19 protein-coding genes are annotated in these 18,851 nt (G+C 72.8%); 9 read left to right on the top strand and 10 right to left on the bottom strand.

Going from position 1 to position 18,851, the window contains the following annotated elements:
• Together ACIQU4_RS20400 and ACIQU4_RS20395 are read right to left on the bottom strand one after the other, a co-directional pair.
• Positions 1-300, bottom strand: coding sequence for a DUF4190 domain-containing protein (locus tag ACIQU4_RS20400; RefSeq protein ID WP_403732409.1), 300 nt, complete (start codon positions 298-300; stop codon positions 1-3).
• 2 nt (positions 301-302) lie between these two features.
• Positions 303-479 (bottom strand): hypothetical protein, encoded by a 177-nt coding sequence (locus ACIQU4_RS20395; protein WP_385583619.1) that lies wholly within the window; start codon positions 477-479, stop codon positions 303-305.
• Between the two features lie 94 nt (positions 480-573).
• On the opposite strand from ACIQU4_RS20395, the gene ACIQU4_RS20390 reads away from it, so the two are divergent.
• Complete coding sequence (locus ACIQU4_RS20390) at positions 574-1,206, top strand: TetR family transcriptional regulator (RefSeq protein ID WP_403732407.1); 633 nt, start codon at positions 574-576, stop codon at positions 1,204-1,206.
• Positions 1,207-1,320: 114 nt separating this feature from the next.
• Positions 1,321-3,150, top strand: a complete 1,830-nt coding sequence (locus ACIQU4_RS20385) for a protein kinase (protein ID WP_403732404.1) — start codon at positions 1,321-1,323, stop codon at positions 3,148-3,150.
• Between the two features lie 69 nt (positions 3,151-3,219).
• Here the strand turns inward: ACIQU4_RS20385 and ACIQU4_RS20380 are convergent, their stop codons facing one another.
• The 3 genes from ACIQU4_RS20380 to ACIQU4_RS20370 form a co-directional block, all read right to left on the bottom strand.
• Positions 3,220-4,047: a tyrosinase family protein gene (locus ACIQU4_RS20380; RefSeq protein WP_403732400.1), complete on the bottom strand. Its 828-nt coding sequence runs from the start codon at positions 4,045-4,047 to the stop codon at positions 3,220-3,222.
• Positions 4,044-4,472: a tyrosinase family oxidase copper chaperone gene (locus tag ACIQU4_RS20375; protein WP_403732397.1), complete on the bottom strand. Its 429-nt coding sequence runs from the start codon at positions 4,470-4,472 to the stop codon at positions 4,044-4,046. The genes ACIQU4_RS20380 and ACIQU4_RS20375 overlap by 4 nt, the downstream gene beginning before the upstream one ends.
• A 150-nt stretch (positions 4,473-4,622) precedes the next feature.
• Positions 4,623-5,153: a hypothetical protein gene (locus ACIQU4_RS20370; RefSeq protein ID WP_403732394.1), complete on the bottom strand. Its 531-nt coding sequence runs from the start codon at positions 5,151-5,153 to the stop codon at positions 4,623-4,625.
• Between the two features lie 444 nt (positions 5,154-5,597).
• On the opposite strand from ACIQU4_RS20370, the gene ACIQU4_RS20365 reads away from it, so the two are divergent.
• From ACIQU4_RS20365 to ACIQU4_RS20355, 3 genes are all read left to right on the top strand, one after another.
• Positions 5,598-6,908, top strand: a complete 1,311-nt coding sequence (locus ACIQU4_RS20365) for an FAD-dependent monooxygenase (protein WP_403732390.1) — start codon at positions 5,598-5,600, stop codon at positions 6,906-6,908.
• Entirely contained in the window at positions 6,905-7,885 is a 981-nt protein-coding gene (locus ACIQU4_RS20360) for a hypothetical protein (protein ID WP_403732382.1), read from the top strand. Before ACIQU4_RS20365 ends, ACIQU4_RS20360 begins: the two co-directional genes overlap by 4 nt.
• Before the next feature lie 96 nt (positions 7,886-7,981).
• Positions 7,982-8,998, top strand: coding sequence for a zinc-binding alcohol dehydrogenase family protein (locus tag ACIQU4_RS20355; RefSeq protein ID WP_403732378.1), 1,017 nt, complete (start codon positions 7,982-7,984; stop codon positions 8,996-8,998).
• Positions 8,999-9,014: 16 nt separating this feature from the next.
• Here the strand turns inward: ACIQU4_RS20355 and ACIQU4_RS20350 are convergent, their stop codons facing one another.
• Both ACIQU4_RS20350 and ACIQU4_RS20345 read right to left on the bottom strand, forming a co-directional pair.
• Positions 9,015-9,962: a hypothetical protein gene (locus tag ACIQU4_RS20350; protein ID WP_403732375.1), complete on the bottom strand. Its 948-nt coding sequence runs from the start codon at positions 9,960-9,962 to the stop codon at positions 9,015-9,017.
• 2 nt (positions 9,963-9,964) lie between these two features.
• Complete coding sequence (locus tag ACIQU4_RS20345) at positions 9,965-10,360, bottom strand: hypothetical protein (RefSeq protein ID WP_403732372.1); 396 nt, start codon at positions 10,358-10,360, stop codon at positions 9,965-9,967.
• Between the two features lie 209 nt (positions 10,361-10,569).
• On the opposite strand from ACIQU4_RS20345, the gene ACIQU4_RS20340 reads away from it, so the two are divergent.
• The 3 genes from ACIQU4_RS20340 (at position 10,570) to ACIQU4_RS20330 (ending at position 15,117) form a co-directional block, all read left to right on the top strand.
• Positions 10,570-13,875: a CHAT domain-containing protein gene (locus ACIQU4_RS20340; RefSeq protein ID WP_403732369.1), complete on the top strand. Its 3,306-nt coding sequence runs from the start codon at positions 10,570-10,572 to the stop codon at positions 13,873-13,875.
• 64 nt (positions 13,876-13,939) lie between these two features.
• Positions 13,940-14,482, top strand: a complete 543-nt coding sequence (locus tag ACIQU4_RS20335; RefSeq protein WP_403732365.1) for a DUF4232 domain-containing protein — start codon at positions 13,940-13,942, stop codon at positions 14,480-14,482.
• Between the two features lie 101 nt (positions 14,483-14,583).
• Positions 14,584-15,117 carry a hypothetical protein gene (locus ACIQU4_RS20330; protein WP_403732362.1) on the top strand — a complete coding sequence of 178 codons (534 nt, stop codon included), beginning with the start codon at positions 14,584-14,586 and terminating at the stop codon, positions 15,115-15,117.
• A gap of 55 nt (positions 15,118-15,172) precedes the next feature.
• Here the strand turns inward: ACIQU4_RS20330 and ACIQU4_RS20325 are convergent, their stop codons facing one another.
• Positions 15,173-16,735, bottom strand: coding sequence for an MFS transporter (locus ACIQU4_RS20325; RefSeq protein ID WP_403732358.1), 1,563 nt, complete (start codon positions 16,733-16,735; stop codon positions 15,173-15,175).
• 125 nt (positions 16,736-16,860) lie between these two features.
• On the opposite strand from ACIQU4_RS20325, the gene ACIQU4_RS20320 reads away from it, so the two are divergent.
• On the top strand, positions 16,861-17,307 hold the full coding sequence (locus ACIQU4_RS20320) for a MarR family winged helix-turn-helix transcriptional regulator (protein WP_403732353.1): 447 nt from the start codon (positions 16,861-16,863) through the stop codon (positions 17,305-17,307).
• 68 nt (positions 17,308-17,375) lie between these two features.
• Here ACIQU4_RS20320 and ACIQU4_RS20315 read toward each other — a convergent pair whose 3' ends face one another.
• Both ACIQU4_RS20315 and ACIQU4_RS20310 read right to left on the bottom strand, forming a co-directional pair.
• Positions 17,376-17,861, bottom strand: coding sequence for a hypothetical protein (locus ACIQU4_RS20315; RefSeq protein ID WP_403732351.1), 486 nt, complete (start codon positions 17,859-17,861; stop codon positions 17,376-17,378).
• Between the two features lie 170 nt (positions 17,862-18,031).
• The gene (locus ACIQU4_RS20310; RefSeq protein WP_403732348.1) at positions 18,032-18,751 is read right to left on the bottom strand and encodes a hypothetical protein; all 720 of its coding nucleotides are present in this window, start codon (positions 18,749-18,751) and stop codon (positions 18,032-18,034) included.
• Positions 18,752-18,851: the final 100 nt, after the last annotated feature.

The raw sequence follows: 18,851 nt of genomic DNA, 5'->3' as shown, positions 1-18,851 counted from the left end.
TCAGCCGATGCTCCACGACCAGGTCTGGTCCGCGCTGACCAGCCAGGCGAGGACGGCGAGGTCCGCGATGCCCAGGGCGAGACCGAGCCGGGCGCGGCCGGGCCGGCTCGTACCGCGGTGCAGTGCGAGGGCGGCGAGGACGATCGACGTCGGCCCCAGGAGCAGGTTCATCGCCAGGAGGCCGACAAGGCCGAACACGAAGGAGGCCACCGCCATCCCGTCGGCCTGACGGACGGCGGGGGTGGGTGTGGGTGTGGGTGTGGCGGCGGGGGAGCGGAGCGCCGTGTCGGGTACGTTCATGATCATCCCTCCTGTCGGCCGGCCGGCCGGTGCCGGCGGGTTGTCCGCTCGCGGACCGCGAAGACCAGCAGCCAGCAGGCGATGGCGGCCGTGGCGACGAGGGATACGTGAACGGGCACGTGGGCGACGGTTCCCAGGGCGATCCCCATCAGCATGAGGGCCGCTATCAGGAAGAGCATCGTGCTTCCTCCAAAATAGGAGACAGTTGTGCACTGACTGCTCAGTCTAAATGCAAGCGCGCAGATTTCGAGAATCGGGGGTTGACTTTTCGTCATGAGTGAGACCATCGGGGCACGCCAGGCCCAACGCCACAAAACCCGCAGAGCCCTGCTGGACGCGGCCCTGTCGCTGCTGGAGGAGCAGAGCCTGGGCAGCCTCGGTCTGCGCGAGGTGACCCGGGTCGCGGGGGTGACCCCGACGGCGTTCTACCGGCACTTCCGGGACACCGAGGAGCTGGGCATCGCCCTGGTGGACGAGGCGCTGCAGAGCCTGCACGGCACCGTACGCTCGACCCTCGCCGCGTCCGGCGAGGCGGCGCAGCGGATCGACACGACGGTGGACTTGATGGCCGAACTCGTACGGGAGTACCCCGCGCACATCCGCTTCATCGTGCGCGAACGCCACGGCGGCGTACGCAGGGTGCGCGAGGCGGTGGCGGGACAGCTCGACGCGTTCGCCGTCGAGGTGGCCGAACGGCTCGGCGCCGACCCGCTGAGCAGGGGCTGGAGCGCGGACGACCTGCTCATGCTGGCGCGGCTCTATGTGGACCACATGGTGATGACGGTGTCCGCCTACCTGGCCGCGGGCCCGGACGACGGGGAACGGGCGGCGGTCACGCGCACCGCCCGCCGCCAGCTCCGGCTGATCCACGCGGGACGGGTGCACTGGCCCACCAACCAGGCCTAGCCGGGGGCGGGCGCTCCCGATAGCCGGGGCCGGGCGCTCCCGGGCGCCCAAGTATCCTCTGCCGGACGGGCTTTCGGCTGACCACCAGCAAGCACCGGATCACGAGGGGGACATATGTGGGGGCGGGGGACGGTCCTTGGAGACCGATACACACTGGCCGAGCGGATCGGCGGTGGCGGCATGGGCGAGGTCTGGCGCGCCGACGACGACGTGCTCAGACGGCAGGTCGCGGTGAAGGTCCTGCTGCCCGCGCTGCTCGACGACGCCTCGTTCGCCGCGCGCTTCCGCAGGGAGGCCACGGTCCTCGCCTCCCTCAGCCACCCGGGCATCGTCGACGTGCACGACTACGGGGAGAGCCGGATCGACTCCGGTGAGCAGGTCGCGTACATCGTCATGGACCTCGTCGAGGGACGGACGCTGACCGAGGTACGGGCGCAGGGCGGGCCCCTCGGGGTCGAGCAGGCACTCGACATCGCCGGCCAGGCCCTGGACGCGCTGCACGCCGCGCACCTCCAGGGGGTCACGCACCGAGACATCAAGCCGTCGAACCTCATGCTCGGCGACGACGGCCGGGTGACGGTCACCGATTTCGGCATAGCCCGCTCCAGCGCGGCCAGCACCGGCATCACCGACTCGCACGCCGTACTGGGCACGGCGCTCTACATGGCTCCCGAGCAGGCGGAGGGGCTCGGGGCCGTCGCGGCGTCCGACCTCTACTCCATGGGAGTCGTCTGCTACGAACTGCTCACCGGCGAACCGCCGTTCACCGGTGAGTCGGTGGTCGAGATCGCGCTCAAGCACATCAGGGAGCCGGTGCCCGACCTCCCCGCCGAATTCCCCGCGCCGGTCCGCGCCTTCGTCGCCAGGGCGCTGGCCAAGAGGCCCGAGGAGCGGTACGCCGACGCCTCGGTGATGGCCGCCGCGGCGCGGCGCGCGGCGGCCGGCCGGCCGCTCGGCGAGCTCGACGCCCCGGCCGGACCGGTCGTCGCCGGGGCCGGCCGCGAGCCGGCCGGTGCCGCCACCGAGCTGCGGCGGTCGTGGCGGGACCGGCTGCGCATTCCCGCGTCCGTCTCCGCACCGCTCGCGATCGGGTTCAGCGTGACGATCACGGTCTCGGTGGCCGTCACCGTCTTCTACATCGACGCCGGTGCCCGGCAGACCGACGCGAGCGCCCCGGGACAGCACCCCTCCACCTCCGCGTCCGCACCGGCGTCCGGCGGCGGGAGCCAGAACCCCGGCGCGGACCCCGCGCAGAGCGCGCAGGCCGGTACGCCCAATGCCTCGGCCCCGCCCGCGGGCGGGAACGCGGGCGAGAACGCGGGCGCGGGCGCGCAGGGCGGCGCGGGAGCCGCCGCGGGCGGCGTCGGCGGCGCGGCACCCGTACCGAACCCCCCGCCGGCCGGGGGCGGTTCCGGCAACCCCGGGAGCAAGCCCGGCTCGGGACCGGGCGGCGGCGCCGCCGGAGGCGGGACCGCGCCCGGCGGCGGAAGCTCGACCCCCGGAGGCTCCGGCAACGGCGGAACCAACCCGCCGCAGGGCTGCGGCGGAGCCGGCTGGAGCGCCATCACCAACGTCGGCGACGGGCTCAAGATCGGCCTGAGCGGCTCCGCCCCGCAGGGGAACGCCAAGGTGATCATGGGAGGCACCACCGCGTTCGGCTGGTTCCACGAGAAGAACAGCTACGACAGCTTCAAGACCTGCGGCCCGTCCGGCATCGCGATGTCGCGGGCGCTGACGCAGTTCGGGGACACCGTGCGCGTCGAGCTCGCGGGCCCCTTCGCCGGGGACGTGTGGTGGAACCTGGAGAAGGCACCCACGGCGGGCGCCTACTACATCAAGGACATCGCGTTCCAGGGCGGATGCCTGACGGACAACGGCGCCGGCAACCAGCTGACGGTCGTCGACTGCTCCGGGAGCAAGGCCCAGCAATGGCGGCTCGGCTGACACCACCCCCTGCGCCACGTGCCACGCCCCGGCGCGCCTGCCCCGGACCGGGTCGGCGCGCCGCCGCGGTCAGCGCTCGGTGTCGAACGTGTAGAACTTGCGGTGGTCCAGCAGGTCGGCGGGCGTCACGTTGTTCCACGGCCGCATCGGCTTGTGCAGGTCGACGACGTCCTGCGTGGCCGCGGCGGGCAGGTAGCCGGACTTCGGGTTCCGGCGCTGCCACTCGGCCCACAGCAGGTCGATGAAGGCGTGGTGCATCCAGAACACCGGGTCGTTGGGCGAGGCCGCGCTGGCCATCTGACCGCCGATCCACATGTGGACCCGGTTGTGCAGGTTGGCGCCGCGCCAGCCCTCCAGATGGTTGCGGAAGCCGTCCGAGGCGCTGTTCCAGGGGGCCGCGTCGTACACGGGCATGGCGAGTACGGCGTTCACCTCGGCCTTGGTCGGCAGCTGGGTGCCGCCCGCGCCCAGGGTGCGGCGCAGGTACGTGCGCCTGTCCACCCCCACGGTGACGGCCCACTTGCCTCCTCCGTAGGCGAACGGACCGTCGACGACCTGCCCGTCACGATCCCGGCCGGTGCCGCCCAGGAAGTCGGCGGCCCAGAGGGAGGAGGCCGCGGTGCGGTCCTCCGTCCAGTCCCAGTAGGGGAGCGAGACCTTGGGGTCCACCTTCTGCAGCTCGGCTTCGAAGTCCAGCAGGAAGCGGCGGTGCCAGGGGAGGAAGGAGGGGGAGCGGTGGCCGACCCGGTCGCCGAAGTCGCTGTCGGTCATGAGGAAGGTGTTGTGGACGGCGGCGAAGCGGTCGTACGTGCCGTTCCGCTTCAGTTCGAGGAGTGCGTTGGTGAAGGCGCGCTTCTCGTCCGCGGTCAGCTTGGCCTGGTTCTTGCGGACGCTCACGACGTGCCTCCCGCGGGGCCGAACGGAGCGAGGGCGGCGCCCTGCAGGTCCCGTACGGCGGCGCGGACGACCGCGACCGGATCGGGGAACGTCTGGTAGTGGTTGACGACGCTGACCCAGCTGCCGTCGGCGTTGCGCATCACGTGCAGTTCGTTGCCGTCGATACGGACGGTGGGCAGCCCGGGGGAGTGGTGGCCGCCCTGGTGCTCGGCGCCGCCGAAACCGATCTGGATGCGGCGGCCCTCGTAGACCTCGTCGATGGTGCCGGTGGGTATGGGGCCGGGCGACGAGGCCGCGGCCGCCCCCTTGGAGTCTGCGCCCGGCGAGGACGGGTCGGAGACCTTGATGACGGCCGCGGTCACTCCGACGGCGGTGAGCGCGCCGGCAGCAGTACCCAAAGCCTGTCGGCGGGTGATCTTCTTCATGGCCTGAAGAGGTATCAGAAGGGCCGGAACGCCTGATCAGTGCCCCATCCATCCAATTCACCGGATCCGTATCGGCCGCCGCGGAACGCGAAGGGACTCCCCGCCGCGTCCGGAACCGGAATCGCGGGCGGGGAGCCCGAGCGCCGACGGTCAGCCTTCGCGGGCCGCCACCGGAACGGGCCGACGGGCGGGCTGCGCCGTGCCGCCGCCGTCCACGTGGTTCGCCTTGAGCGCCGCGTACGCGCTGCACACCGCGTCCGTCCGGACCGGGCGCCGGTCCGCGCACGCCGTCAGATCTCCCGCGCACTGCAGCTCCCATCGCGGGAAGCGGCGGCGCGACGTGGCCACGGCGGCACTGGGGGCGAAGTACAGCATCGTGGTGTTCTCGTGGGGGTTGTGCGCCGAACCCTCGTAGACCATCCGGCCGCTGGTCTCCAGCCGGTCCGCCAGCCGGGTCAGAGCCCTCTCGTCGGGCCGGTCCATGAACAGGCCGACGTGGTTCTCGAAACCGTGGACGCGCTCCTGCGCACCCACGGCGTCCGTGTACCCGGGACTGCACCGGGGGAAGAGGAAGACCTCGACCTCCGGCGCCAGACCGCTCGTGACGCGCAGCCGCGTCACCCGTATGTCCGCATCGTCCGGAAGCCAGTGGCGCTCCACCAGACGGCGCTTGACCAGCACGCTCGGTATGGTGGTCGACGCGGGCCAGCCGTTTTCGCCGAAGTACGCGAGAGCGGATTCCACTGTTTCCGGGAACAGTAGCGTTGCACAATGCGATACAACGCATCCGCTCTTGATTTCCCGTTTGAGATCGCCCGGCATCCAGGGTGGCAGGAGAGCGTCCAGTGATTTCTTGGAGGCGTGGAGGGCGTAGTCAACAGCATGCTGGAGGCGCTGGACGTCGCACGGTTCGAACGTCACTTCAGGCATGTCGCAGCCTTTCTGTTGCCGACACCCGATTAAAGCCACGTCACCCATCAGGCGGCACTTGGCCGTAGCCTGATCGAGTGAACAGCAGCGCCTGACCTGCACTTTCAACACTTCACTTGCAGCGCCCCGCTTTCAGCACCCCGCTTTCAACACCGCACATTCGACGGAAGGCGTCTTTCCCAGGAGGTAGAGGGCATGTCTCCGTACGGCCGAAGGAATTCCCCGCGCATCCTCATAGCCGGTGCCGGAATTGGCGGATTGACGACGGCCCTGAGCCTTCACGCGGCAGGGCTGGACGATGTCCTCATCGTGGAGGCGTGCCCCAACCTGCGCGCCGTCGGAGCGGGAATCAATCTCCAGCCCGCCGCCGTCCGGGAGCTGACCGAACTCGGATTGGCGCCGGCGCTCGACGAAGTCGCCGTGGCGACCGCCCGCTTGGAGTACCACCACCGCTACGGCGGCCTGATCTGGTCGGAGCCGCGCGGCCGCGCCGCCGGCTACAACTGGCCGCAGTACTCGGTGCACCGGGCCGACCTCCAGGACATCCTGCTGTCCGCCGTCCTGGACCGGCTCGGTCCCGAAGCCCTGGTCACCGGCGGCCGCCTCATACGGTACGAGCAGGACCGGACGGGCGGCCGCGACCCGGGCGGGCCCCCCGTCCGGGCGTACGTGACGGACCGCCCCGGCCCGTACGCCTGCGACCTGCTCATCGGCGCCGACGGAATCAATTCGGCCGTGCGCACGGCCATGCATCCGCACGAAGGGCCGCCCCTCGGCAACGGGATATGCATGTGGCGCGGGGTGACCGAGGGCCCGCCCTTCCTCGACGGAAGCACGATGGTGATCCTCGGCTGCAACGCCCGGGTGAAGGCCGTGGCCTACCCGGTCACCCGACCCGACGAGAGCGGGCGGTGCCTGCTCAACTGGGTCGTCGAGAGCCGCACCGGCGACGGCCTCGGCGAGGAGGACGCGCGCGGCGGCGCCGACTGGGACCGCGCGGTCCCCCCGCAGGAGGTCCTCACCCACATCGAGGGCTGGCGCAGCGACTTCCTCGATCTCCACGGCATCATCACCCGGGCACCCCGCATCGGCCGGTACCCGATGATCGACCGGGACCCGCTGCCCACCTGGACGGACGGCCGGGTCGTCCTGCTCGGCGACGCCGCGCACCCCTTGTACCCGACCGGCTCCAACGGCGCCTCGCAGGCGATCGTCGACGCCCGCGTGCTGGCGTACGAACTGGCCCACCACGGCCTGGACGCGGCGACGGCGCGCTACGAGGCGGACCGCAGGCCGCAGACCACGAAACTCCTCGCGGCCCACCGCCGGCTGGAACCCGACCCCGTGCTCCGCCAGGTGGAAGCCCTGGCCCCGGAAGGCTTCCACGACATCCGCCACGTCCTGCCCGAGTACAGCCTGGACGGCATCAAGTCCTGTACCCGCCAGGTCACCGGCGTGGACGCCACCGCGCTCAACGCACGCACTTCCTGGAGCGTCGCCGTATGAACGTCTCCCGGATGCGTTCCACCGCCTTCGCCGCGCTCGGCTCCGCCGCACTGCTGGCGGCGCTCCTGTCCGCCACCGGGCGGCCCGCGGCCCCGCCGCCGCCCTCCGGCTCCGCCGCGCGCATGCCCGCCTGTGCCGAGAACACCGGGAGCGCGGCCTGCTCCGTGTACGGCCGCGCCGCCCGACTCGGCGGCGGCACGGTCCGTACGTACAGCGAGTACCAGGGCGGGATACCCAGAACCCTCGGCATAGCCCTGACCACCGCGGCCGTCACCGGGCTGCCCACCTCCGCCGCCACCGACGGCAAGCACTGCTACGACGCGGACGCCGACGGGCACGTCGACGGCATGCACGAATGCGTCGGCGGCCACAGCCTGGAACTCGGGCTGCCGGCTACCCCCGCCGCCGCGGCCCAAGTGCCCTTCCAGTGGGTGCTGTTCAACTGGAACCCGCACGGGCACAACCCGCACGGCCGCTACGACGTCGCCCACTTCGACGTGCACTTCTACCTCGCCCCCCAGGGGGTCCGGTCGGCGATCAAGACCGGCGGCTGCGCCCTGCTGATCGCCTGCGACCAACTGGCCGCGGCGGGCGAGCCGGTCCCGGCCGCGTACCTGCCGGCGGGTTACCCCGCGAGCAGCCCGCAGACCGCGGAAGGCGCCATGGGCGCGCACCTGGACAGCCGCCCCCCGTCCACCGGCACGCTCAGCGGCCAGACCTTCATCTACGGTGCGTACGCGGGCGACCTCATCTTCATGGAGCCCATGCTCACCCGGGACTTCCTCCAGCGGCACCGCACGGCGCCCGCCCACCGGACCTGCGAGGCCATTCCCCAGCCGGCCGCCTGGCGGATCCCCGGCTGGTATCCCACGCAGTACTGCACCGCGTACCGCCCGGACGAGGGCGACTACACGGTCTCCCTGACGGACTTCGTGCACTCGGGCGGCGCGCACCGCCTGGCCGCGGCGGTCCGCTGAAGCCCTGCCGCGTGGCGCAGCCGGCGAGCCCGGCAGGCAGCCGTCACAATCAGGCTGTCCGTCATGCCGCCTTATCACCCGTATGGGGGCCAGTTCATGTACGCAGCCTTGGTCCACGCCCTGGGGCGGCCGCCCCGGTACGAGTCCGTGCCCGAGCCCGTCCCCGCGGCCGGCGAGGTGGTCGTCGAGGTCGTGGCGGCCGCTCTGTACCCGCTGGTGCGCTCGTTCGCCTCGGGCGGCCACTACACGGGCGGCGACGCGCTTCCGCTGATTCCTGGATTCGACGGGGTGGGCCGGACCGCGGCCGGTGAACTCGTCTACATCCCTGGGCTGGAGCCCCCGCACGGGACGATGGCCGAGCGGGTCGCCGTACCGGCCGCCGCGCTGATGCCCGTACCGGAGGGGCTCGATCCGGTCGCCGTCGCCGCCGTCATGAACCCCGCGTCCTCCGCGTGGATCGGGCTGCGCGAACGGGGCCGGCTGCGCCAGGGCGAGACGGTACTCGTCCTCGGAGCCACCGGCAACGCCGGGCGGGCCGCCATCGGGCTCGCCCTCGACCAGGGCGCGGGCGCGGTCGTGGCGGCCGGGCGCGATCCGGAAGGGCTGCGGGTCGCGACGGAGCTGGGCGCCCACCGTACGGTGCGGCTCACGGGCCCGGACGAGGAGATCGCGGCCGCGTTCGGCGCGGCGGCCGCCGACGTGGACGTCGTCCTGGACTACCTGTGGGACCGCCCCGCCGAGCTGGCGCTCGACGGAATCCTGCGCCACCGTGCCGATCTCACCCGTACGGTGCGGTGGGTGCAGGTCGGCTCCGCGGCCGGGCCCGACATGACCGTGCCGTCCGCGTGGCTGCGCAAGGCGGACGTGAGCGTCTGCGGGAGCGGACTCGGCTCGATCTCGGGCGCACGCCGCGATGCGGCCCTGCGCGAACTGCTCGCCCGGCTGCCGGCCCTGGCGCCGACCACCGAGTCGGTCGCCGTGCCGATGGCCGACGTGGAGACCGCCTGGGACTCGCCGATGCCGTCCGGCACCCGGCTCGTGTTCGTCCCCGCGGGCGGTGGCGAACCGGCCTCCGGGGCATGGGAGGCCGTCGGGGACCGGGAAACGGTCTGACCGGACCCGCTGCGCGTCACGGGCCCCCGTCGTACGGTCGAGGCGGCGGGCTCGGCGCCAGATGGAGGCCGAGGGTGCCACCGGCCTCGGGCGTCAGCGGGCCGGGCAGGTCCAGGCCGAGGGGGCCGGCGAGGTCGCGGGCGTGCAGGCGCGTGGCAGCTTCGAGCAGGGTGGCGTACGTGTCGGCGGCGCAACGGCTGCGCCGGCGGCCGGTGAGGGCCAAAGCCGCCGCGATCGCGGCGGCGGGCCACCACCACACGGCGAGCGGCAGGTAGAGCAGGGCCCAAGCGGTCAGCGTGGCGGCCCGGGTCAGGGCCTGGCGGGCGGCGGTGACCTCGCCGCGCGCGGTGTCGGGCAGGACCAGCCACAAGTGGGGCCACAACGCGGCCAGATCGAGCTGGTGGTCGCGTTCCACGCGGACGGACGCGGCATGGATACGGTCGCCGCTCCAGGTGGGGCGGTCGGGACGCTCGGCGGATATCCGGACCATGGCGGCCCGGGCGGCATGCCGCCCGCCGGGATCCGCGCGTTCGCCGCGGGTCCGGGCGGCCGCGGCTTCCTCCCGGTGCCGGTGCCAGGCTTCGGCGGCTGTGCGCCAGCGGCGCTGCCGGCGGACGGTGATCCGGTACGCGAGCCCGCGGGCCGGAGCCGGCCAGGTGGGCCAGTCGGCGGCCAGCTGGACCCGTTCGACGGCGGAGCCCAGAGCCTGCGCGACGACCCCGACGGCCGCGGCGCCGACCAGTACCGCGGCCAGCACCACGACCTGACCTCCGACGGAGCGGGCGGCCGGTGCACCGGCCCACGCGGTGACCTGGCCGGTCAGGCGGCCCACGGCGAAGGGGTGGGCCTGGCCGAGCGTCCGGGCCAGGGCCGCGACCGCCAGGTAGAGGGCCCCGGGCAGGACCAGCAGGGTCAGCCAGCGTTCGGCCAGCTTCTTGCCCAGTTCTCCGAGCAGGGTCCCCACCGCTACAGCCGATCCAGGCGCAGCCGGTCCCCGCTGATCGCGCAGAGCGGCGCCGTCGCGCGGTCCGGCCACCCGTAGCGCGTACAGCGGTGGGCCGGGCACAAGTACACCGGCTCGCCGGAACGGTCCCGGGCAATGCCCGCGGCATGCACGCCGCGCCCCGCCGAGCCGCCGGTCTCGCTGTACGCGTGGAGGCCCTGGGGGTCGCCGAGGGTTTGGAGCACGGCGTGCAGGACCTCGAACGCGTACCCCGTCTCCAGTCCGCCCCGCGCCGCGGTGAGCAGGTCTTCCAGCGCGGCGTCGTCGCCGGCCGGACCGCGGCGCAGGCGCCCGCGGATCGCGTCCGCGTTCGCACACACGATCCCCAGCTCCCGCGCCGTCTCCTCGGCTTCGGCCATGCTCTCCCCCGGCCCGGTGCCCCACTGTCGCGTCGTTGCCGCTGTCGCGGAGCGTATCCGAGGAACTACCCGCCGGCGTAGGGATCGTAGGACTAGCATCACCCGACGTGAGCCATCCGGGGGACCAAGCGCGCACCGTACGACTGGCCGCAGAGTCGGCGATGGACGCAATGAAGGCGCGGCTGCGGCGTGTTGTGGAATTGCGGGACGTGACACCGGTATTGGAAGCCGAAGCCCTGCGTGAGGCGCGGCGACTCGCGGAGCTGCTGCCCGGCGAGGACGCCCTCGCCGTCCACCATCTGCTCGGCTGGTTCCACTGGTTCCGTCACCAGGCGATGGCCGCACGGACGGACCAGGAGCTGGGGAACGGTCAGGACCGACCGGACCTGAGGATCGCCGTGCGGGCACTCACCGCGTGTTTCCTCGCCGGTGATGACAATCTGCCGCAGCCGCTGCTGCCCGTCCTCGCGGAGAGCGCTGCCGGGTACGCCGTGCAACTGCTCGCGGACCTGGACGAGTCGGACGACCCGGCGCGGCTCTCCGGCATGGCGAACCTGTGGCAGCGCATCGTGGATGCCGTGCCCGTCGGGCATCCCCACCGTGCCGTCCACCTGACCGCCCTCGGCAACGTGCTGCGGGTCAAATGGCGGCGGGGCGGCCCGCCGGCCGACCTCGACCGCGCGATCGACCGCTTCCGGGAGGCCTTGTCGGCGGTCTCCGAGGAGCCCGGCCGCGCCATGTACCTCTACAACCTCGGAGACGCGCTGAACGCCCGCTTCGACCGGGCCGGAGCGACGGAGGACCTCGAAAGCGCCGTCGCCCTGCTCGGGGAGGCGGTGCGGGAGACCCTCGATGACGGCCTCTACCGCGCGCTCGTTCTGACCGGCCTCGCAAGCGCGCTGCGCGCCCGCTACGAGCGGACCGGAGCGCTGCCGGATCTGGACGGCGCCATCGCCCGGTACCGGGAAGGGGCGTCCATGTTCCCCGTGGACCAGCCCGGCCGAGCCCAGATCCTGTCCGACCTCGGGAACGTACTGAGGCTCCGCTCCGAACGGACCGGCGCCATCGGGGACTTGGACGATGCTGTGGACGCGGGCCGGCAGGCGGTGGAGGCGGCAGCCGCGGGCCGTCCCGACCGTCCCGACCGTCCCGACCGCCCCGAAATGGCGATGTGCCTGTCGAACCTGGGGGGCGGGCTGTGGGCCCGGTACGAGCGGATCGGAGCCCTCGCGGACCTGAACGCCGCCATCGACCGGCTTCAGGAGGCGGTGCGGGTCGTCCCCGCCGACCACCCCCAGCGCGCGAGGTACCTCTCCAACCTCGGGAACATGCTGCGGGCCAGGTTCGCGCGGCTGGATGACATAGGGGACCTGGACGCCGCCATCGAGGTGGGCCGGAAGGCGGTCGACACGGCGCCCGCCACCCATCTCGACCGCGCGATGTTCCTGTCGAACCTCGGGGGAGCACTCCAGCTCCGGTTCGGGCGGCTCGGCGTCCTCGCAGACCTCGACGCGGCGATCGACCGCCACCGGCAATCGGTGGAGGCCGCTGCGCCCGACCATCCGCACCGCCCGCGGTACCTGTCCAACCTCGGGCCGGCGTTGCGGTTCCGCTTCGGCCGGACCGGTGTCCGCCCGGACCTGGACGAGGCGATCGCCGTGGGCCGCCAGGCCGTCGAGGCGGCACCCGCCGACCACCCCGAGTGCGCGGTCCACCTGAACAACCTCGCAGACGCGCTGCTCGCACGGTTCGACCGCGACGCGGACGTGGCAGACCGGGACGCGGCGGTGAAGGCCTGGTCGGCGGCGTCGACGACGGTGCAGTCAACGGTGTCCGTCCGGATCCACGCGGGACTGTCCGCGGCCCGTCTGCTGGCGAAGTCCGGTGAGGCGGAACGCGCGGCGCAGGCAGCGGATGCGGCCGTGCGCCTGATGCCGCAGATGACCGGGCGCCGACTGGAGCGCCAGGACCGGCAGGACGCGCTCGGGGACGTGGCGGGCCTGCCCGGTACCGCCGCCGCACTCGCGCTCGCGGCCCCGGGCGGGAGCGCGACGGGGCGGGCGGAGCGCGCCTTGGGTCTGCTGGAGGTGGGCCGCGCCGTCATGTTCGGCCAGGCACTGGAGAGTCGCGGCGACCTGACCGACCTGCGCGCCCTGCACCCTGAACTGGCACTCAGATTCGCCGAGTTGCGAGACACCCTCGACCGGCCCGCGGACACGGCGATGCACGACCGGCACCGACTGGCCGAGGAATTCACCGCGCTCCTCACCGAGATCCGCGACCTGGAGGGTTTCACCTCCTTCGCCCTTCCGCCCACCGTCGGCGAACTCAGGGCCGAGGCGTCCCACGGGCCGATCGTGGTGTTCAACGTCAGCGGCTACCGCAGCGACGCGCTGCTGCTCACGGCCGAGGGCCTCACCGGCCTCGCGCTGCCCGGGCTCGGCCAGGCCACGGTGGTCGACCGGATCAACGCCTTCCGGCAGGCGCAGCACACCGCGTCGTCGGGGGCGGACCCGGCCGATCGGGAGGAGGCGCAGGCCGTAGTCGTCGACGTCCTCGAATGGCTGTGGGACGCCGCCGCCGGCCCCGTACTGGAGGCCCTGGGGCACAAGGGTCCGCCTCCGGCCGGCGCGGAGGGTGCCGAGGCCCTGCCCCGTGTGTGGTGGGCGCCGGGCGGACTGCTGGGACTCCTGCCGCTGCATGCCGCCGGTCATCACGCCGACGCGCCGCAGGACCCGTACCGGCGCACCGTGATGGACCGGGTCGTCTCCTCCTACACCCCGACCGTACGCGCGCTGCGCCACGCCCGCGAACGCGGTCGGCCCGTGGGTGCGGGCGCCACTGCCACCGCCGCTGCCGGGCGGGCGCTGATCGTCGCCATGCCGACCACGCCCGGTCTGCCCGGTGGAGGCCGGTTGCGCTTCGTCGACGCCGAGGCCGCCATGCTGGAGGCCCGCTTTCCGCACCGCGTCCTCCTGAGGGAGCAGGAGCCGGCGGAGGGCGACGCCGCCCCCACGAAGGCCAACGTACTGGCGCACCTGCCCCACTGCGCGATCGCGCACTTCGCCTGCCACGGAACGAGCGATCCCGCAGACCCCTCGCAGAGCCGGCTGCTGCTCCGCGACCACGCGGACGACCCGCTCACCGTCAAGAGCCTGGACCCGCTCGCCCTCGACCACGCCAGACTGGCCTACCTGTCCGCCTGCCGTACGGCGGCCATCGAGACCGTCGACCTGCTCGACGAGGCCATCCACCTCACGTCCGCGTTCCAGCTCGCCGGTTTCCCCCATGTCATCGGCACACTGTGGGAGATCGACGACCAGACCGCCGTCCGCATCGCCCGGGCCTTCTACGACGGCCTCGCGACGGATTCGGGGGCCATCGACCCCGACCGGGCCGCCCGCGCACTGCACGCCGCCGTACGCCAGGTCCGGGACGGCCACGACCTGCCGCCCGGATACGACCGCAGGCGGGCCCCGCTCCTGTGGGCCGCCCACCTCCACGCGGGGGCGTGAGCAGCCCGCGCCGATGGCGCGGGTTGGTGGGACGCTGGGAGGGGCGAACCGTGGAGGACAACCCATGAAACGCTCAACGCGATGCGTCGCGATCAAGGCCTCGTCCGTACTCCTGCTGGCGGGCTTCGCGTCCGGAACGCTGGTGGCCGGTTCCGGGGCTGCCGTCGGCGCGGACGAGCCGCGCCGGGCACCGGTGGCCCCGTGCACGAGCACCCAGGTCGTCGCCAACAGCGCGCAGCCGACCGGTCCCGCCCAGGTGCGGATCACGGTGACCAACAAGGGGAAGAAGCCGTGCGTACTGAACGGCTTCCCGACCGTGGCGCTCGCGGGCCAAGGCTCGCCGGACAAGAACAAGCCGCTCCAGGTGATCCGGGTCGGAAAGTCGGGGCGGGTGCAGCTGGCGGCCGGAGGCCGGGCCTCGGCGCAGCTCACCTTCACGCCCGTGCTCGGCGAGGGGGCGGGCTATTGCGCCTCCGGTGCGGACCCCTTCGTCGCGCCGTCGATGGTGGTGGGTGTGGCGGGCGGGCGCTACCAGCTGGCGCCCAGCGACGGCAGTGAGTTCGCACTCTGCGGCACCACTGTTCGCGCGACCGCCTTCCGCGGGTAGGGCTCCGGACGCCGGAGCTCGATGAGGCTCGTGTCAGTGCGTTGTTATAGCGTGCGCACGTCAAACAACGTACAGTGCACACGCTCTCGGGGGATTCCCGCATGACCTACCCGCCCCAGCCGGGCCCCGGCCCGTACGGCCAGCCCGCCCCGCATGCCCAGCAGCCGCCGCAGGGCTACCCGCCCCAGCCGGGATACGGACAGCCCCAGCAGCCGGGCCAGCCGCCGTACGGCGCCCCGCCGCAGCAGTACCCCTACCCGCAGCAGCAGTTCGCCGCCCCGCCCGCGCCGCCGCGCAGGCGCATGGGGGTCATGAAGATCCTGAAGATCATCGTCGCGGTGGTCGTCGTCATCGCGGCCGCGGTCGGCTACTACGCCAGCCGCGACGACGCCGACAAGGCGAACGTCGGAGACTGCCTGACGAACAAGGGCAACACCGTGAGCCCTGACCTCCAGGTGGTGAAGTGCGGCGGCGCGAACGCCCAGTACAAGGTGGTCAAGGTGATCTCCGACTCCCTCGACACGAACCAGTGCAAGGGCGTGTCGGACATCGGCTACGAGGAGCAGATGCGCGGCTCCCGGCGCAGCTCGGGCAAGCGGTTCGTCCTCTGCATAGACGAGCTCAAGAAGCCCTGACCCCGCCCCGCCCCCGAGCCGCGGCCCACCGACGGGCCGCGGCTCGGGGGCGCTCTCATGCCCCGGTCGAACTCGTCGCCAGGGTCGGGCGGGCCTCCTCGACCGGGTCCGGGCGGCGGGTCGGGCGGAATCCGACCAGCAGGACCACCACGCCGATCAGGGCGAATCCCGCCGTCCAGAGGGCGCCGACGTGCATGGCGTGGATGAAGGCGGCATCGGCCGCCCGGGCGAGTCGGGGGTCGTGCGTCGCGGCCGCGACATGGCGGGCGAGCTCCGCCGAGACCCGGGCCTGGTCCTGCACCGGATCCGGAAGGCCCGTCAGCGAGCCCTCGATCGCGTGCCGGTAGACGATCGACGTGATCGTGCCGCCCGCCGCGATCCCCAGTACGCTGCCGGTCTGGCGCAGGGTGCTGTTGACCGCGCTGCCCGCGCCGGCCCGCTCCAGGGGCAGGGATCCCAGTACGGCGCCGGTGACGGGAGCGATCACCATGCCGATCGACGTCCCCTGCACGAGCATGACCACCGGGTACCAGGCGATCGGCGTGCTCGTGTCGAACAGCGCCACCGCCCCCATCGCCAGGGCCGCGGTGGTCAGCGCGATCGCGCCGACGAGCCGGACCGACGTCCTGCGGGTGAGCCGCACCGCGATCGGCGAGCCGACGACCACGCCGAGCGCGCCCGGCAGCCCGAGGAGCGAGGCGTCCAACGCCGAGTACTGGCGCGCTCCTTGCAGGTAGAAGGCGAGGTAGAAGGAGCCCGCCGTCATCGCCAGGAACACCGTCATCAGGGCGACGTTCCCGGCGGCGAAGCGGCGCTGCGTCAGCAGCCGGGGGTCGAAACTCGGCTCGGCGATCCGTAGTTCGGTGACGACGAACGCCGCGATCAGCGCGATGCCCGCGGTGGTGCTTCCCCAGACGCCCGGCTCCGTGAACGAGGCCTCCTGGCCCGCGCGGATCAGGCCGTACGCGAGCAGCCCCAGGCCGCCGGTCGACAGGAGCAGCCCGGCCGGGTCGAGGCGACGGACCTGCGGGCTGCGGAAGTTCGGCACGTACCGGGCGATGAAGCCGAGGCCGAGCAGGACCACCGGCACGTTGACGAGGAACACCGAGCCCCACCAGAAACGCGAGAGCAGCCCGCCGGCCAGGATCGGCCCCGCGGCGATCCCGACCCCGGCGAACGAGGACAACGTACCGAAGGCGGCCGGCCGTTGCGCGGGCTCGAAGGTCCAGCTGACCACCGCCATGGTGGCGGGAACGAGCAAGGCGGCCCCGACGCCCATCACCGCGCGCGCCGCGATGAGCTGGCCGGGCGTGGAGGCGTACGCGGCGAAGCCCGAGGCGGCGCCGAACAGGGCCATGCCCGCCAGTAGTGTGTTGCGGTGCCCGAACCGGTCGCCGAGCGCGCCCCCGGTGAACATCAGCCCGGCGAAGGCCAGTGTGTACGCGCCCGTGGCCCACTGGAGTTGGCCGGGCGTGGCACCCAGGCCGCGGACGGGGTCGGTCAGCGTCTCGAAGGCGGTGGACAGGATCGTGCCGTCGAGCCATATGAGGACCTGGGCGAAGACGAGAACGCCCAGGATGAGCCGTTGGCGGGCCCTCGGTGGCATGGCGGAGGACATACGTGACTACCTTCGGTCAGGAGGGGTCGGCGCTAGAATCGACAGGGACCTGACGATCCAATGCGGCGTCATCCTGGCAAACTCGTCAAGTTCCTGTCAATCAACAAGAGTTCGGAGGTCGCCTCGTGGGCGAGAAGAGCCACGACCGAGTGCTGAGTTTCCTGGTCCGCCACACCTGGCTCAGCATGCGGGCGGCGATCGGCGCCGAGTTGGAGGAGTTCGGGCTCACCGTGCCGCAGTTCGCGACCCTGATGATGGTCAAGGAGTCCCCGGGCAAGTCGGTCGCCCAGCTGGCCCGTTCCGTCGGGAGCACCCGCCAGGCCGCCAACGAGATGCTCGCGGCGCTCGAACGCGACGGCCTGATCACGCGCTCCCCGCACCCCACCGACCGTAGGACGCACCAGCTGCACCTCACCGACCTCGGGGCCGCCCGCTACGCGGACGCGCTCCCGGCCGTCCAGCGGCGGGAGGCCGAGCTGGAGGCCGGACTGGCCCCGGACCAGCGCGATGCGGTCATCGCGTGGATGTCGTCGATCTCCACCGCCTGCCAGGCGCCGGGGGAGGGCCACTGAGCCGGTCGGGGGAGCCGGCGCCCGCCTCGGCGGACAGGCCGATCGCACCGATCGGCCGATCGCACCGATCAGTAGACGAGCTTGTACGTCACGTCCTTGGGTACCGGGGACGGGGCGGTGTCGGTGTAGAGGAGCCGGATGCTGGTGTAGCGCTGCACGTCGGGGTGGTCGGGCCAGGGCCGCGGGTGGCTCAGGGTCACCTTGACCGGGTACGCCCGGAAGCGGCCCGCCGCGCAGTACGGGGTGCAGTCGTTCACCATGTCGGTGCCGGTGGCCGTCGCGGTCCGCTGCCCCCAGCCGTCCCAGCGCAGCCGGACGAGGCGGTTGTTCCCGTCGCCGCAGGCCAGCAGGTACTCCTGGGGGCGCACCTGGGCCTGGGAGAAGCAGTCGACCACCACGACCGGATTAGGATCCATGACGGCCCGGGGCGTCTGCGCGGAAGCGGGTACGGCGCTTGCCGCGAGGGCCGCGGCCGCGCACAGCAGGGTGGCCGTCCGCACCCGCACCCGGACTCGGGTCGCGGGAGCGGGCCCACCGACTCGTGAAGCGTCCACGCAGCCCTCCTCGCATCGGCGGCCCGGCTCCGGCGCCGCCTCGTGGCTACAACCTTCCCCAGCTTCGCTCATCCGGCCGAACCCCGCACCCGCTGAGCCGGGGGCGCGGCGGCTCGGCGTGGCGGCTCGGCGTGGCGGCTGGGCGTGGCGGCTGGGCGTGGTGGCCCGGCTCAGGAGATGGCGTACCACTGGCTGGCCCAGCCGGTGTTGATGGTGCTGGTGGACTGCTCGCCGAGGTTCACGGTGGCCGGCAGGGAGGTCTGGCCGGTCAGGAGGGTGCTGTAGCGGAGGTTCGGCGGGGTCAGGCCCGCGTTCACCGAGATCCCGGCGCCCGTGGACTTGAGGGTGAGGGCGTTGGTGGCCCAGGTGCCGTTGAGGAGGAGGGCGATGAAGTAGGTGCCCGGGGCGGCAGTGAAGGGCTTGGCGAGGGGGAACGGCTTGGCGATCGCGTCGGTCATCAGCAGCGGGGAGATGTCCGCGGTGGACGCGCGCAGGGTGCCGTTCGCGTCGTACACGCCGAGGTAGTTCTGGGAGAGCTGGGCGCCCGGGTCGATGCCGGCGAGCCCGAGCCAGATGTTGGACCAGGTGATCTGCTCGCGCAGCACGATCCGTACGAGAGTGACCCGTCCGCCGACTGCGGCGGCGGACTGCGCGGTCACGTGCCCCGCGTCGTTGGGGTCGCCCGTCCAGGCGAGGAGGTTCTGGTCCTGCGGCCGGGGGCCCTCGAACGCGGAGCCGGTGCCCGGCGCGACGGGCGCGGGCGCCGAGGCGCTGCTACCGCCGCCCTTGCCCTTCGGGGCGGCGCCGGACGAGGTGCAGCCGGCCAGCAGGAGCACCGCCGCGAGCGCGGCGGCGAGGCCGGCGGAGACGGTGGTGGTACGGGTGCGCATGGTCCCCCCATGAAATGCGGAAATGCGGAAATGCGGATGTGCCGAAGGAGGCCATGGTCACACGGACCCCTCCCGCCCCTGCCGCGAGCCCCCGTGCGGG

Source organism: Streptomyces sp. NPDC090741 (genome assembly GCF_044769045.1).
Taxonomy (GTDB): Bacteria; Actinomycetota; Actinomycetes; order Streptomycetales; family Streptomycetaceae; genus Streptomyces.
Note: the sequence above shows the minus strand (reverse complement) of the source record. Positions and strands in the feature narration are given on the sequence as shown.

Excerpts from the sequence above, each read along its gene's own strand:
- ACIQU4_RS20325 (WP_403732358.1), bottom strand. The coding sequence starts at position 16,735 with ATGTCCTCCGCCATGCCACCGAGGGCCCGCCAACGGCTCATCCTGGGC.
- ACIQU4_RS20365 (WP_403732390.1), top strand. The coding sequence starts at position 5,598 with ATGTCTCCGTACGGCCGAAGGAATTCCCCGCGCATCCTCATAGCCGGT.
- ACIQU4_RS20335 (WP_403732365.1), top strand. The coding sequence starts at position 13,940 with ATGAAACGCTCAACGCGATGCGTCGCGATCAAGGCCTCGTCCGTACTC.
- ACIQU4_RS20355 (WP_403732378.1), top strand. The coding sequence starts at position 7,982 with ATGTACGCAGCCTTGGTCCACGCCCTGGGGCGGCCGCCCCGGTACGAG.
- ACIQU4_RS20375 (WP_403732397.1), bottom strand. The coding sequence starts at position 4,472 with ATGAAGAAGATCACCCGCCGACAGGCTTTGGGTACTGCTGCCGGCGCG.
- ACIQU4_RS20395 (WP_385583619.1), bottom strand. The coding sequence starts at position 479 with ATGCTCTTCCTGATAGCGGCCCTCATGCTGATGGGGATCGCCCTGGGA.
- ACIQU4_RS20330 (WP_403732362.1), top strand. The coding sequence starts at position 14,584 with ATGACCTACCCGCCCCAGCCGGGCCCCGGCCCGTACGGCCAGCCCGCC.
- ACIQU4_RS20360 (WP_403732382.1), top strand. The coding sequence starts at position 6,905 with ATGAACGTCTCCCGGATGCGTTCCACCGCCTTCGCCGCGCTCGGCTCC.
- ACIQU4_RS20385 (WP_403732404.1), top strand. The coding sequence starts at position 1,321 with ATGTGGGGGCGGGGGACGGTCCTTGGAGACCGATACACACTGGCCGAG.
- ACIQU4_RS20310 (WP_403732348.1), bottom strand. The coding sequence starts at position 18,751 with ATGCGCACCCGTACCACCACCGTCTCCGCCGGCCTCGCCGCCGCGCTC.
- ACIQU4_RS20390 (WP_403732407.1), top strand. The coding sequence starts at position 574 with ATGAGTGAGACCATCGGGGCACGCCAGGCCCAACGCCACAAAACCCGC.
- ACIQU4_RS20345 (WP_403732372.1), bottom strand. The coding sequence starts at position 10,360 with ATGGCCGAAGCCGAGGAGACGGCGCGGGAGCTGGGGATCGTGTGTGCG.
- ACIQU4_RS20400 (WP_403732409.1), bottom strand. The coding sequence starts at position 300 with ATGAACGTACCCGACACGGCGCTCCGCTCCCCCGCCGCCACACCCACA.